Source organism: Thermostichus sp. OS-CIW-32 (genome assembly GCF_054060415.1).
Genome location: NZ_JBSSDD010000023.1, coordinates 1 through 12,980, shown reverse-complemented (window position 1 = coordinate 12,980; position 12,980 = coordinate 1). Strand labels below are relative to the sequence as shown.

Genomic DNA, 12,980 nt, shown 5'->3' with positions numbered 1-12,980 from the left:
GTCAGGACTTGGGTCATGGTTCTATCATAACTTCCGCATTCCTCCCGACACTGACCCTACGGGTACAGTGCGGGGCTCCTGCGATTTCTAGCTGAGTGTAGTGGAGGGTGGGTGCTGAAGGGGATCCCTGGGCTTCAGCTCTCCAAATCGGGATCCTCACCCAAAGCCCGCAATCTTGCCGCCAGACGCTCCGCCCGTTGATGTTCTCGCTCCGCCCTTTGGCGTTCTTGCTCGGCCCGCTCCCGCTCCAACTCAGCCCGTTCATCGCCGGTCAGCAGCAACTGCCCTTGGGCATCACACCAGCGCAGCCAGCGAGCTTGTTTCCCCTCAAAAACGCCTTCCCACACCGTCAGGCCCAGCCCCACCTGTTCTAGCCAGGTCTCGGTCATTTCCGCGTAGTGGCGGCCCCGCAGTTCGAAAATGCGCAACTCCTCTGGCCCCAGCTCATGATTGGGATCGAAGACCGCGTAGTAGCTAACTCGCATCTGCTCATAACGGCTCAGCTTGCCTTCCAGCTCGTCGCCTTCGCGGTTGGAGACGATCTCGATCACCACATCCGGCGGCTTGTCAAATTGCCAGAGCAGGTAGCAACGGTTTTGCTTCTCCCACCATTGCTCCGGCACCGTGACGTCCAGGCTGAGAAAAACATCCGGCACAATCGGGGGCCGACCGATGGCGGTGTAGATGCCTACATTTGCCGCTGCTAAAAAGGTTTTGCCGCGCAAAGCGCTGTAGAGAGCCCCTGTCAAGAGGCGCTGCTGCTTTTCGGAGGCGAAATTATCCACCGGGGTATCGTCCTCCGTCACAAGGTCGGCGACGTCGGGAACCAGCAGTTCAGTATCCATGGGCAGATGGGGTTGGGGATGCTAGCGATCTTAGCTGCTCACCTCAGGGATCCTCTGCTCCCTGAGAAACAGAGAAAACAGAGTCCTCGAGCAAGCCCAGGTACAATCGAGAAAGCTTTACTTAACGATGATTTCTTTTTCTTCGCTGCTCGATGCAGATCGACATCCGTCCTGCGGAAAACTCGGACAGTGCAGCTCTGCTCCACATTTTGCAAGTGGTCTTTGCGGAGTATCCAGGCTGTGTATTGGACATCGAAGAGGTGCCGGAGTTGCTTCAGCCTGCCACAGCTTTCGCGGAGATGGGGGGATCCCTTTGGGTGGCGCAGCATCAGGATCAAGTGGTCGGCTGTGTCGGCCTTGTGCCCGATGGGATCCCTGGGCGCATGGAGCTGAAAAAACTCTACACTCTGCCCGCAGTGCGCGGTCGGGGTTTGGGTCGGCGTTTGATTGAACAGGCCGAATTTGCGGCTCGGCAGCAGCAGGCGGACTCTCTGCATCTGTGGACAGATACTCGCTTCACGACGGCTCATCGGGTTTATGAGCGGCTCGGCTATGTGCGTCTGCCGGAAATTCGTGAATTGCACGATCGCAGCAACTCTGTGGAGTATCACTACGAAAAGCGTCTCCGTTGAGGGTCGGGCTGTTGAACTGTGATGCGTTGGTGATTGGCTGTGGAGTGGTGGGCTGTGCCATTGCCTACGAATTGGCCACAGCTGGGCTGTCGGTCATTGGAGTGGATGCCGGGGAGCCGGCCTCAGGCGCCGCGGGCGCGTCGCTGGGGGTGTTGATGGGGATCTGCAGCCGCCAGCCTAGCGGGGAGGTGGTGCAGTTGCGTCTAAAAAGCCTGGAGCTGTTCGATCCCCTAATTGCGCGGTTGGAGGAAGACCTGGGCCGGAGTTTGCCCGTCAATCGGCGCGGCATTCTCAAACTCCTCAGGGAGGAGGAAGTGGAAGCTTGGCAAGAGACCCTGGCGGCCCGCCGACAAGCAGGTTACCGCCTAGATCTGCTCAGCCCTGCCGAAGTGGGATCCCTGCAACCCGGCCTGCGCAGCGACCTGGCAGGGGCCATCTACTCTCCCCAGGATCGACAAGTCCAACCCAAGCTCCTAACCCAGGCCCTCTGGGAAGCAGCCCAACGCAAGGGATCCCGCTTTTTCTTCCACCAGCCTGTCCAGAAGATTCAGCGCAGCTCGGATCCCCCCTTTCGCCTGCAAACGGTTTACACGCCCGCTCTCACCCTCTCGGCAGGGCACGTCATCCTGGCGGCAGGTCTGGGCAGCTCTCCTCTGGCCAAAGAGCTGGGGCTGCAGGTGCCGCTGCAAGCGGTCAAAGGTCAGGCCCTGCGGGTCAAAGCCCCCGGGATCCCCCTGGGGCCCGTGGTCACCGACGCGGATCTGCATCTGGTTCCCCTGGGGGATGGATCCCTGTGGGTGGGGGCAACAGTGGAATTTCAGGCCCCTCATCCCGAGCCGACGCTGCTGGCGCTACAAGATCTGCTGGCCCGCGCCATCCGACTCTGCCCGGCTTTGGCCGAAGCAACTTTGTTGGATCATTGGGCCGGCCATCGGCCTCGACCAGTGGGACAGCGCGCCCCCATCCTGGGTTGGGCTCCTGGCTACGCCAATCTGCTCATTGCCACCGGCCATTATCGCAATGGAGTGTTGCTGGCCCCGATCAGCGCCGCCATCCTGCGGGACTTGGTACTGAAAGGGGAAACAGCCCTCTGTGATCTAGGGCCCTTTGCCCCCAGACAGGGCTGAGCCCGTATCCATCTTCCGGCTCTCGGCCCGCCGATGGACAGGACATATGTCAGAATGAAAGGCTGCCTGGTTAGGATCGGATCGTCCGTTGAGCAGTGCAAAGGAGAAGAGAGCCTTGCCGAAGTTCGCCCTAAAAGCCCTCTGGTTGGAAAACGATTTGGCTATTGCCGTCGATCAGGTGGTGGCCAAAAACCGCAGCCCCCTCACCCACTACTTTTTCTGGCCGCGGGATGACGCTTGGGAGCAGCTTAAGGCTGAGCTGGAAAGCAAAACTTGGATCAGCGAAGTGGATCGCATCGAGCTGCTTAACCGAGCCACCGAACTCATCAACTACTGGCAAAACGGCGGGCGCAACCGCCCCATCAGCGAAGCCCAGGCCCAGTTTCCCGACATCCTGATCGGCGGCAACTCCTAGCCCTCTCCCCCCTGTCAGCCAAAACGTGACTCCGGATCTGCCCATCTTGCTCAGGCTCCCGTCTTTGAGCTAGATTGGCACTCGGGAGTTTAGAGTGCTAACTCCCTGCTAGCCGAGCCGGAGGATTCCTGGGAACCCCACTCCGCCTGGCAGTACCCAAAGTAGGAGCCCAGTCAGACTTACGAGGATCGCGGATTCTATGGCAAAGCGGATTCTGTTTAGAGAAGAGGCCCGCAAGGCATTGGAGCAGGGCATCAACCAACTGGCGGATGCAATCAAGGTTACGATTGGCCCCAAAGGACGCAACGTGGTCTTGGAGAAGAAGTTTGGTGCCCCCCAAATCGTCAACGACGGGGTCACGATTGCCAAGGAAATTGAGTTGGCCGATCCTTTGGAGAACACAGGCGCCCAGTTGATGCGGGAAGTGGCCTCTAAGACCAACGATGTGGCCGGAGATGGTACCACCACAGCCACCATCCTGGCCCAAAGCATGGTGCGGGAAGGGCTCAAAAACATCTCGGCGGGCGCCAACCCTGTGGCTCTGCGGCGCGGCATTGAAAAGACCACTGCCTACTTGGTGGAGCAAATTGCAGCTCATGCCAAGCCTGTGGAAGGCCGTAAAACCATCGCCGAAGTAGCCACTATCTCTGCTGGCAATGACAGCGAAGTGGGAGAGATGATCGCCAAGGCCATGGATGCTGTAGGGCGAGATGGGGTGATCACGGTCGAAGAATCCAAGTCGCTGGAAACCGAGTTGGACGTAGTGGAGGGGATGCAGTTTGACCGCGGCTACATTTCCCCCTATTTCGTCACAGACTCGGAGCGGATGGTGGCCGAGTATGAGAATGCTTATCTGCTGATTACCAGCAACAAGATCTCCAGCCTGCAAGATCTGGTGCCCATCCTAGAGCGGGTGGCCCGCGAGGGTCGGCCTCTTCTGGTCATTGCGGAGGATGTGGAGGGAGAGGCTCTGGCCACATTGGTGGTGAACCGCCTGCGGGGGGTACTCAATGCGGTGGCGGTCAAGGCTCCGGCTTTTGGGGATCGGCGCAAAGCCATGCTGGAAGATATCGCCATTCTCACCGGCGGGCAGCTCATCTCTGAGGATGTTGGCATCAAGCTGGATAAGGTCACCCTGGACATGATGGGGGTGGCCCGCAAGATCACTGTCACCAAAGACAAGACCACCATTGTGACCGATGGCAGCACCAAAGCGGCGGTGGAAAAGCGGGTGGCTCAAATTCGCAAGCAACTGGAAACCACCGATTCCGAGTACGACCGCGAGAAACTGCAAGAACGCATCGCCAAGTTAGCCGGGGGAGTGGCGGTGATCAAAGTGGGGGCTGCCACTGAAACAGAACTCAAAGATCGCAAGCTGCGCATTGAGGATGCCCTGAATGCCACCCGAGCTGCGGTGGAAGAAGGGATCGTCCCTGGCGGCGGGGCGACGCTATTGCACCTCTCCAAAGGGATCCCGGCTTTCAAGGCCAAGTTGAATGCCGAAGAACAGGTGGGGGCAGAAATTGTTTACCGAGCCTTGCAGGCCCCTCTCTTTCAGATTGCCCACAATGCCGGTTTGGAAGGGTCAGTGGTGGTGGAAAAGGTTTTGGAGAAGGAGATGCCCTTTGGCTTCGATGCCCTGAGCGGAACCTATGTGGATATGTTTGCCCAGGGGATCGTCGATCCGGCCAAAGTGGTGCGCTCAGCGCTGCAAAACGCGGCTTCCATAGCCGGAATGTACCTCACAACCGAAGCGATTGTGGTGGAAAAGCCTGAGCCCAAGCCGGCGGCTGGCTCTGCACCTAAGGGGATGATGTAGTCTTGCGAAAGTGAGCTTTCTGGGAAGGGATCAGTCTTGGATGTACTCCTCGCCAGAGATCAGGGCAGCTTCGGCTTTTTGAAACTCCCTGCCCAAGTAGGCCGCATGGCTGAGCTGGGAGACCACTCTCTCCTGCTCCTTTTCAAAGATCTGTACACACAGTTCTTTGGCCGTGCGCCCAACATACACCCGTTCAGGGGATCGGTTGACGGGGCCCTTGGCCGGGATCACAGCTCCTGTTTCCGGATCGGTGGCCAGCCCCCGCTCATTGATGACGGTGCTGTAGTACTTGGCGCAAATGAGGTTCTGCTCCCGATCCAAGTAGATGACGAAATAGCCCGCCGGATCCAGATCCAGGGGTCGGCGGGAGAGATGGTCGTCAATGCTGCGAATCTGCTCGCTCAGGGGCTTGGAGGAAGGGGACATAGAATGGCCGACCAAAACCGCACAGGAGAAACGTAGCCGAGACTACCTTTGGCTGCTCTCATTGTGGCAGATGAACCCAATCTTTGGGCAGCCTTTGGGGTGGTTGACTTCCTTCCCAGCTTGAACGGTGGGGCTGGTCATATACCCGATGAAGGGGATCCTGTGCGGGCCATCCACCTGAGGTCTCAGAGCTTGGATTAGCGCGGGGCAACCCGATAGAACCGAGTGGCCGTCACCCACTGGTCGGAAGGGATCCCCTCGACGATGATGGCGCGGGCAATGGCATTGCCCAGTTGGGATCCCCGCACCCGCACGTCGGCAAAGGAGCCACTCTGCTCAAAAGAGGCAATCTCCTGGAAGTTCAGCGGACGGGGGGATGCCACCGCTAACACCTGGGCTTGGCCGAAGGGTGGAGCGATGGTCAACCGATAGCTGGCCCCTGGCGGTGGGAAGGTGCGCACTTCTCCGGCCCGCAGAAACTCGTTGCCACCGGAAAAGCGGTTGGGCAAAATCAGATGGGTACGGCCATCGGCTTGGATGCTGAACAGGTAAACGTAGGCATCGCGGTTGGTGCTCAGGGTAATGGCAATCGGCTCGCCAGGCCGGTAGATGGGGTTAGACCCGCGCCGATCCAGCTCCAGATTCACCCGCAGGTCGGAAGGAACGGGGTTGACAATGATGGAGCGGGTGCCAACATCCAACTGACGGGTATCGGCCAGTTGCAGCCTCTGTAAAGGAGGGTAGATGCCCAGGGTTTGCGGAAAAACAGCGGTGGTCGGAGCCACAGACAGCCCCAAAGCCAGCGGTAGAAAAAGCAGTTTGGCATTCATGGTTCACACCCAATCAATGGCTATGTTCATCCTAGGAAGGGGCGCAGGTTATGCGGGTCAGGCTTTGCGCAATCTCCAATCTCTTGCCGCGGCAGTTTCTCCTGCTGCAGATGGCATCACCCAGGGGGAAAAGACGCTGAACCGGCAGGGGCACAGCTCTGTTCTCGGCATCTAGGATGGGAATTGGGGGCAACACGTTTGGCAAGGGTTAAGCTGCAAATAACCTCACGCCAGGTTCCCATTCAACCCCCAACTTGCTCATGGCTCACGACAGCTACCAAGAAGGCATCGCAGCGGTACAAGCGGGCGATTTCCAGGCTGCCATCCAAGCGTTTCGCCAGGCGGTTGCTGCCGATCCAACCCATACCGAAGCTCGTTACAAGCTGGCCTGGGTACTGGGCATGAGCGGCTATCTGGATCCGGCCCTGACAGAGCTGGAAGCCGTTTTGGCGGCAGATCCCAACCATGTGGCAGCCCATTACAATCGAGGGGCCCTCCTCTTGCAAAAGGCCCAACTGGAAGCCGATGAGGATGGACAAATCGATCTGGCCGTTCTACAGCAGGCAGAAGCAGCCTTTCAAGCGGTGATGCGCTTGGATCCCACCGACCAACGGGCCTTTGCCTTCCTCAATTTGGTCAAGCGGGCCATTCGCAACCATCAGGCGTTCACTCAGGTCTCCGGCGGCAGTGGCGGGTAAACCCCTGCACCAAGACTTCAATCGGCGCAATGCTGGGATCCCCCAGCTCAGCCTCTGCCTCTTGAGAGACCTGTTGCACCACTGCCGGTGACAGTTGCAGCTTTTCCACCAACTGCCGAAAAGCATCCAGCTCTTCCAGATTCACCACGGGCTCCTCCGGGCTGCGAGCGCTGGCGGCAATCACCAGGTAGCCCAACTTGAGGATGAGACGCTTCTCGGCCTCATCGCCGATTTTCGACAGCACCTCCTCCAACGGGACTTGCTGCACTAGGTACTGGCGGATCTCTTGCGCCAAGCTGGCCCGCTGGTCGGGATCCGAAGCAAAATGCTGAGAGAGTTGCTGGGCGATGAGTTCTACTTCCGCAGCCTCTAGCGCACCATCAGACCAGGCCATCGCAGTGACGGCTCGCAGCAGATTCATCTGCTTGGGAGTAATGCCGGGCGGGGGTGGAGTGGGCATATATCCTCCTGGGGTGGCTTATCTGCCAGTGTAGAAGGGGATCCCGGCCAGTTCTGGTTAAGTTTGGTATCTCCTCGATGGCCGGCAGCCTTGGCTCAAGCCAAGATAGGTGCTGCCTACCCGGTCGAAGGGGGGGCTTTTGCCAATGGGATCCGATAAGTCTGTGGAGGTTGTGGTCGGCTGGTGATTGCACAGCCTGAAGCCCATTGCGTAGCATAAATGAATAATGAATAAAGTCTGGGGATCCCAGCAGTTTGGAGAGGTGTCCGAGCGGTTTAAGGAAGCAGTCTTGAAAACTGCCGTGGTTCACGCCACCGTGGGTTCGAATCCCACCCTCTCCGCTTACCTGGAGGTGATGCCCAACGGGCCGCAGCTACAGAGATTCACATATCGCTTCTGGGGGAACGAGAGGCGGTCAGGGATAGGGGCGTACAACACTAGATAGCACTAGTTATCCACTAGTTATCTAGACATTGAGAGAGCTTGATGCCAGAACCGACTCAGCAACAGCTTTTACGGGGAGTGAGGGCAGTGGTCATGGCATCTCCTCAGGCAGCGGCAGAATGGATCAAGCGGTCAGCCGGGTGTCGGGAAGCTGGACGCGGTAGCCTTTGAGTTCTCTCGGTTGCGAAGCGGTGCATAGCACTCACACAAGCGCGGTCAACCTCTCTGCGTCCTTCGTCGGCCTCTCTACACTGAGAAGCATCCTGCGATTCTAGGGTAAAGACCGGTGGTGGGGAGCTGACGCTTTTGTTATCCTGTCGCATAAGCTCCCCCTCTGGGATCCCAGGGGAAAGTGGGCCAACCTTGCCTGACACTGAACGCCAGCACAGCCCGCATAATGTTCCCGCACAATGTCCTGCACAATGTTGTGTCAGCAAGACTTGGTTCTCGATGGCAGGTTTGCAGAGAGGACGTGACCTGATGTTTACTTGGCTCTGGACGAAACAATTTTCTCGCTTGAATCAAAGGCTACAGAGCCTAGAGGTAGCCCGCGAGGAAAACCTTCTGTCTCCCGATCTGAGCGCTCAAACTCTGCAGGTGGCCCCCGACTTTTGGGAACGGCAGCACCAAGCCTTTGTCTATGTGGATAAGCAAATGCGAAGGCTCAGCCGTCGCAGCAAGATTTGGGGAGGAATGGCGCTGCTGGCCATTCTGGCCGATGCGGCTTTGATAGTGGCAGGTCTGGCAGCGTTCCAGTCTTGGCAGCAGGTGCAGGCGGATCGCCAATTAACTCGCATTGCCCAACAGGTTGCGGCTGTCGATCCTGTGCAGCAAGCTTTTGATGATCTGGTGGCTCAATTGCCCCAGATGAGCGGGGCAGAGCGATCTCGTGCCCTAGAGGCGTTGCAGGCTCTCTCGGCCATCTCGATGGCCTATGGCGGCTACTCCTCCGACGGTTCTGCGGGTATTTCTGTGTACAGCTCTGCTCTCCCAGCAACCCCTCTTGAGGCTCAACTGCAAACCATTTACCGGTTGGGGCAAATGCGGGTGGTGGAGGCGGTGCCGGCTTTGCTGACCAAGCTTGCGGACGATGAGCCGGTGGTGCGGGAGGCGGCGGCCCGTGCCCTCGGCCAAATTGGGGATCCGCGCGCCTTGGATCCCTTGCACGATCTTCTGGCCTATGAGCCCAATGAGTTGGTTCAAGATGCCGCTATTGCTTCGATTGCCCAACTGCTGCGCTGAAGAGAGGGTTAGATGGGGGTGGGAGTTGAGGCACTGGGGATGAGTATCGGCAAAATGAGCAGGCTGGGCAAACTGCTGGGGGTGATTTGTTGGGTGTGGGGATCCGCTCTGCCCGTTTGGGCGCAGGATCCTTTCCGCAGCGGGGACAATGCCCGCCCCATCAGGCCGGAGGTGGCGGCAGCTTTTGAAGAGTTCTTCTGTGCAGGCCGCTACAGCCAGAGCCGGGAAAAGCTGGCAATGGCCAAGAAAGCCTCTCCCGAAGAGCCGATGGTCTATGCCCTGTTGGCAGCGCTGGCCTATCAGGAAGGAGATCTGGAAGCATTTGCCCAGTTGGCCACTCAAACCCGACAGGTGGCCGCCGAGTTGAAAAAGACTGATCCCCTGCGTGGCAACCTTTACGAGGGTGTGGGCTACGGGCTAGAGGCAGCCAACATTGTGGTGCGAGATGGGGTGGTCATCGGTTTGCCCAAGGCTCTGCCCACCCTCAATCAATTGTTTGCCTCCATCCGGGCCGCCCAGGCAGTGGACAGCAGCGATCCGGAGCTCAATCTGCTCAACGGCTACATGGATTTGCTGCTGACCTACCGGGAGAAGGCTCTGAATCAGTTTCGGATGGCAGCGCCTGACTATCTGTCCTACCGCGGCCAAGCTCTGGCCTACCGGGATATGAAGCGCTTTGACGAGGCATTGGAGGCGGTGGATCGGGCCATTGCTGCTTCCTGCAACAACCCGGAGCTCTATTACCTCAAGGCGCAAATTTTGGTTTCCAAAGGGCAAGACCGAGAGGCCGTCCCCCTTTTCGATCAAGCCCTGCAAGCTTCCGCCCAACTGCCCCAACCTTTGGTGGAGCAAATCCAGATGGAGCGGGATCGCGCTGCCCAACGCAGTGGGTTGACCGGCCAGTTGCCGGCTGCACCTAACCCCTGAAGGGATCCCATGAGCCTGCGCATCAGCGGCAAACGAGCGCTGCAAACTCCCGCTGGCTTGGGCACTCGACCCACACCTGGCCGGGTGAGGCAGGCCTTGTTCAACATCTTGCAAGGGCAGGTAGAAGGCTGTCGCTGGCTGGATCTGTGCTGTGGGGCCGGTACGGTGGGAGCAGAAGCTCTGTGTCAGGGGGCCGCTTTTGTGGCCGGGATCGAGATTGCCGCCCCTGCCTGCCGCATCATCCGAGCCAACTGGGCCAAGGTGGCGCAGCTGGGGCAATCTTTCCAGGTCATTCAGGGAGATGCCCGCAAGCTGCTCAGCCGCGGCCTGAACTTGGAGCCATTTGATTACGTGTACTTTGCTCCTCCCTACGAGGCCGGTCTGTACGCCCCGCTCCTGCCCCTGATCCCGCCCTTGCTCAAGCCAGGCGGAACCTTGATCGTCGAGCATCGCAGCGGCCATGACCTACCCGAACAGGTGGGATCCCTGCTGCGCTTTGACCAACGAACCTATGGGCAAACGGCGCTGGCTTTCTATCGCAATCTGGAAGAGCAGCTCTAACTGGGAAAGGGGGTGCTGACAAAGCCGATTTCCAAGAGCTGCTGGTAGGCTTGGGTGCCCAGCTCGCGGGTTGGGCTCTGGCTGTTGATGACCTGGATCAGCCAGCCCACGGCCTCTTCCGGTCGCCCTGCGGCGCGGTAGACCACGGCCAAATCGTAGGCAGCTTGATCCCGGGCTTGGGCGGCAACACGGGCCAGCTCCCGCTGTTCTTCGGAGATGCGGTTTTGGATCCCGGCGAAGGCGCGGGAGAGATCTTGGTGGTAGTTGGAGCGCTGGTTGTAGGCGTTGAACACCTGTTGCAGCAGCTCGACAGCCTGGTCGTAGTTTTGCGCTTGGATGGCGGCATCGGCTTCGGCGGCCAGTTGTTCGGCTCGCAACGCGCTGAGGGCGCTGCTGGGTTGCTCTAGGGCGCGAAACTGCTGCGGATTGGGAATAAGCTGCTGTCCGGCAGGGAGCTGCTGAGCGGTGGCCCAGAAGGTGGAGCCCACGCCCAAGATGAGGCCGAGTAATACGCCGAAAACCAACCGCGCCCAAGAACGGCGCAGAAGGCTAAGTCCCTGGGCGATGGCGTCCTGGCGACAGCCTTGGGAAGCAACAGCGGGACGTCGTCCGATCATGTGCGGGTAACCCCCAAAACCTCTCTTGACCCGTTCCACTTTACCCTACTCCTCGGGTCTTTGCTGCAGCTCAGGGATCCCTTTGGAGCGAGGCTGGGAGGAGATGGGCTTCTTGAGCTTGGGCGGAGAGGAGCTGGGCGAGTTGGGTGGCTCTGGAGGCTTTTCCGGCAGCAGCGGTAGGTTGAGAATCAGCTCATACATGCGCAGGTATTCCAGCGCTGAGCGGTGCCAACTGAAATCGCTGGCCATGCCCCGCTTCTGCAGCGCTTGCCAGGTTTCTTTGTGCTGGAAGGCTTCCCAAGCCCGCGCCAGACAGGTGTAGAAGTCCAGGGCTTCGTAGCGGTCAAAGCAGTAGCCGGTGCCGATCCCCTTGCTGGGGATGTGGTGGCTAACGGTATCCACCAGCCCCCCCGTGCGGCGGACGATGGGCACACACCCATAGCGCATGGCGATCATCTGGCTGATGCCACAAGGTTCAAAGCGGCTGGGCATCAAAAACGCATCTGCCCCCCCGTAGATCAACTGGGCCAGCTTGGGTTGGTAGCCTTTTTGGTAGGCCATTTTGCCCGGGTGCCGCTCGGCCATCTCCCGGATCCGCCCTTCGTAGTAGGCTTCGCCGCTGCCTCCCAGCAAAACAAATTGCGCGTCGCTGTAGTCCAGGAAGCGATCCAGGGCTTGGATGAGCAAGTCGATCCCTTTTTGCTCCACCAAACGGGCCACCATGCCCATCAGAAAGGTATCTGGGTTAACGGTCAAGCCCAACTTGGCCTGTAGCGTGGCTTTGTTGGTCGCCCGCCCGCTGAGATCATCGATGCTGAAATTGGCTTCTAGGTCTGGGTCAGTGCGGGGATCAAACCTATCGATGTCGATCCCATTCAAAATTCCTCGCAACCGTTCCCCTTTCCAGGCCAACAAGTCCTGCAGTCCTTCCCCATGCAGAGGGGTGCGAATTTCCATCGCATAGGTGGGCGAGACGGTGTTCACTTGGTCGGCGTAGAGGATCCCGGCAGCCATGGTGTTGTGGGCAGAAAAATACCAGGGCAGCCAGGTCATGCGCTCCAGTTGCCAGCGCCAGGGCCCTTGGTAGGCCAGGTTGTGGATGGTGAACACCGTGCCAATATCGGGAGCTTGGTGCATCCAGGCCGGGATCATGCCGGTGTGCCAATCGTGGCAGTGGATGATGTTGGGTTTCCAGGGGTAGTAAGTCCAGGCAAATTCGGCTACGGCGTTGGCAAAAAAGGTGAAGCGCCAGAACTCGTCCTCGCCGTAGTAGATGCGGTGGGGAGCAAAGCAGTAGTGGCTGACCAGATAGAGAGGGACGTCGGTGCCGGGCAAAACGCTTTCGTAAATATCGGCCACCTGACCCATGACCTGTTTAGACCAGATGGGATCTTTCGAGCGGGGGTATTGCCCCGGTTCCTGGCCGAACTTGTCCCAGAGAAAGCCATACAGAGGCATGATGATGCGGACATCCTGACCCAGCTTGCGCAAAACGACAGGCAGGGATCCCACCACATCCGCCATGCCCCCCACCTTGGCCAGAGGTGCTGCCTCTGCCGCTGCGAACAAAATCTTGGCTTGAACCACGATGCCCTCCCTGGTGTTGTAGGCTCCGCTCCACCGCCGCGAACGGATCCCGGCTCAGTTGCCCTCAGCCAAAACCCTTCCCATCCTAAAACACAAGGGATCCCTGCGCCGGATGAGCTGATGCAGCGCCTCATCTTGAGGTTATGTTGCAACTTATTGATTTTTCGTAAGATGGAAGGACAGTGCTGCTCAGAACTGTTGTGGGCGCTGCTGTATTGCACTTTATTCGTCGTCATTGTTCTGGAGAGACGTCCTATGACCATAGCGGTAGGGCGCGTGCGTCAGGAGCGAGGATGGTTCGACATCGTCGATGACTGGCTCAAGCGCGACAGATTCGTGTTTATCGGCTG

The 12,980-nt window shown here is 58.9% G+C and carries 14 protein-coding genes and 1 tRNA gene; 9 read left to right on the top strand and 6 right to left on the bottom strand.

Features of this window, described 5'->3' with window-relative positions:
• Window positions 1-134 precede the first annotated feature (134 nt).
• Window positions 135-845: a Uma2 family endonuclease gene (locus ACVWY8_RS13660; protein ID WP_414330056.1), complete on the bottom strand. Its 711-nt coding sequence runs from the start codon at window positions 843-845 to the stop codon at window positions 135-137.
• A 152-nt stretch (window positions 846-997) separates the two neighbouring features.
• Between ACVWY8_RS13660 and ACVWY8_RS13655 the strand changes: the two genes are divergently transcribed.
• The 4 genes from ACVWY8_RS13655 (at window position 998) to groL (ending at window position 4,838) form a co-directional block, all read left to right on the top strand.
• A complete protein-coding gene (locus ACVWY8_RS13655; RefSeq protein ID WP_414330053.1) occupies window positions 998-1,477 on the top strand; it encodes a GNAT family N-acetyltransferase in 480 nt (159 codons plus the stop codon).
• An 11-nt stretch (window positions 1,478-1,488) separates the two neighbouring features.
• Entirely contained in the window at window positions 1,489-2,604 is a 1,116-nt protein-coding gene (locus ACVWY8_RS13650; RefSeq protein ID WP_457395654.1) for an NAD(P)/FAD-dependent oxidoreductase, read from the top strand.
• A gap of 88 nt (window positions 2,605-2,692) precedes the next feature.
• Window positions 2,693-3,019 (top strand): 30S ribosomal protein PSRP-3, encoded by a 327-nt coding sequence (locus ACVWY8_RS13645; protein ID WP_414523077.1) that lies wholly within the window; start codon window positions 2,693-2,695, stop codon window positions 3,017-3,019.
• A gap of 199 nt (window positions 3,020-3,218) precedes the next feature.
• On the top strand, window positions 3,219-4,838 hold the full coding sequence (gene groL / locus ACVWY8_RS13640) for a chaperonin GroEL (protein ID WP_414357711.1): 1,620 nt from the start codon (window positions 3,219-3,221) through the stop codon (window positions 4,836-4,838).
• Between the two features lie 30 nt (window positions 4,839-4,868).
• Here the strand turns inward: groL and ACVWY8_RS13635 are convergent, their stop codons facing one another.
• Together ACVWY8_RS13635 and ACVWY8_RS13630 are read right to left on the bottom strand one after the other, a co-directional pair.
• Complete coding sequence (locus tag ACVWY8_RS13635; protein ID WP_414342353.1) at window positions 4,869-5,264, bottom strand: DUF4346 domain-containing protein; 396 nt, start codon at window positions 5,262-5,264, stop codon at window positions 4,869-4,871.
• A gap of 197 nt (window positions 5,265-5,461) precedes the next feature.
• Window positions 5,462-6,094 carry a DUF4384 domain-containing protein gene (locus ACVWY8_RS13630; RefSeq protein WP_457395651.1) on the bottom strand — a complete coding sequence of 211 codons (633 nt, stop codon included), beginning with the start codon at window positions 6,092-6,094 and terminating at the stop codon, window positions 5,462-5,464.
• A 260-nt stretch (window positions 6,095-6,354) separates the two neighbouring features.
• Between ACVWY8_RS13630 and ACVWY8_RS13625 the strand changes: the two genes are divergently transcribed.
• Window positions 6,355-6,792, top strand: coding sequence for a tetratricopeptide repeat protein (locus ACVWY8_RS13625; protein ID WP_457395648.1), 438 nt, complete (start codon window positions 6,355-6,357; stop codon window positions 6,790-6,792).
• Here ACVWY8_RS13625 and ACVWY8_RS13620 read toward each other — a convergent pair.
• On the bottom strand, window positions 6,761-7,252 hold the full coding sequence (locus ACVWY8_RS13620; RefSeq protein ID WP_457395645.1) for a tellurite resistance TerB family protein: 492 nt from the start codon (window positions 7,250-7,252) through the stop codon (window positions 6,761-6,763). The genes ACVWY8_RS13625 and ACVWY8_RS13620 overlap by 32 nt on opposite strands.
• A gap of 256 nt (window positions 7,253-7,508) precedes the next feature.
• On the opposite strand from ACVWY8_RS13620, the gene ACVWY8_RS13615 reads away from it, so the two are divergent.
• From ACVWY8_RS13615 to rsmD, 4 genes are all read left to right on the top strand, one after another.
• A tRNA-Ser gene (locus ACVWY8_RS13615) sits at window positions 7,509-7,593 on the top strand.
• A 583-nt stretch (window positions 7,594-8,176) separates the two neighbouring features.
• Window positions 8,177-8,938, top strand: coding sequence for a HEAT repeat domain-containing protein (locus tag ACVWY8_RS13610; RefSeq protein ID WP_457395642.1), 762 nt, complete (start codon window positions 8,177-8,179; stop codon window positions 8,936-8,938).
• 12 nt (window positions 8,939-8,950) lie between these two features.
• Window positions 8,951-9,865, top strand: coding sequence for a Sll0314/Alr1548 family TPR repeat-containing protein (locus ACVWY8_RS13605; RefSeq protein ID WP_457395639.1), 915 nt, complete (start codon window positions 8,951-8,953; stop codon window positions 9,863-9,865).
• A 9-nt stretch (window positions 9,866-9,874) separates the two neighbouring features.
• Window positions 9,875-10,426: a 16S rRNA (guanine(966)-N(2))-methyltransferase RsmD gene (gene rsmD / locus ACVWY8_RS13600; protein ID WP_457395636.1), complete on the top strand. Its 552-nt coding sequence runs from the start codon at window positions 9,875-9,877 to the stop codon at window positions 10,424-10,426.
• Here the strand turns inward: rsmD and ACVWY8_RS13595 are convergent.
• Complete coding sequence (locus ACVWY8_RS13595; RefSeq protein ID WP_457395634.1) at window positions 10,423-11,043, bottom strand: hypothetical protein; 621 nt, start codon at window positions 11,041-11,043, stop codon at window positions 10,423-10,425. The two genes, rsmD and ACVWY8_RS13595, sit on opposite strands and share 4 nt — an antisense overlap.
• A gap of 45 nt (window positions 11,044-11,088) precedes the next feature.
• A complete protein-coding gene (glgA, locus tag ACVWY8_RS13590) occupies window positions 11,089-12,630 on the bottom strand; it encodes a glycogen synthase GlgA (protein ID WP_414350846.1) in 1,542 nt (513 codons plus the stop codon).
• Window positions 12,631-12,980: the final 350 nt, after the last annotated feature.

Bases quoted from the DNA above. Each gene is read 5' to 3' on its own strand.
- ACVWY8_RS13660 (WP_414330056.1), bottom strand. From the start codon at position 845: ATGGATACTGAACTGCTGGTTCCCGACGTCGCCGACCTTGTGACGGAG.
- ACVWY8_RS13655 (WP_414330053.1), top strand. From the start codon at position 998: ATGCAGATCGACATCCGTCCTGCGGAAAACTCGGACAGTGCAGCTCTG.
- groL (WP_414357711.1), top strand. From the start codon at position 3,219: ATGGCAAAGCGGATTCTGTTTAGAGAAGAGGCCCGCAAGGCATTGGAG.
- ACVWY8_RS13635 (WP_414342353.1), bottom strand. From the start codon at position 5,264: ATGTCCCCTTCCTCCAAGCCCCTGAGCGAGCAGATTCGCAGCATTGAC.
- ACVWY8_RS13630 (WP_457395651.1), bottom strand. From the start codon at position 6,094: ATGAATGCCAAACTGCTTTTTCTACCGCTGGCTTTGGGGCTGTCTGTG.
- ACVWY8_RS13625 (WP_457395648.1), top strand. From the start codon at position 6,355: ATGGCTCACGACAGCTACCAAGAAGGCATCGCAGCGGTACAAGCGGGC.
- ACVWY8_RS13620 (WP_457395645.1), bottom strand. From the start codon at position 7,252: ATGCCCACTCCACCCCCGCCCGGCATTACTCCCAAGCAGATGAATCTG.
- ACVWY8_RS13610 (WP_457395642.1), top strand. From the start codon at position 8,177: ATGTTTACTTGGCTCTGGACGAAACAATTTTCTCGCTTGAATCAAAGG.
- ACVWY8_RS13605 (WP_457395639.1), top strand. From the start codon at position 8,951: ATGGGGGTGGGAGTTGAGGCACTGGGGATGAGTATCGGCAAAATGAGC.
- rsmD (WP_457395636.1), top strand. From the start codon at position 9,875: ATGAGCCTGCGCATCAGCGGCAAACGAGCGCTGCAAACTCCCGCTGGC.
- ACVWY8_RS13595 (WP_457395634.1), bottom strand. From the start codon at position 11,043: ATGATCGGACGACGTCCCGCTGTTGCTTCCCAAGGCTGTCGCCAGGAC.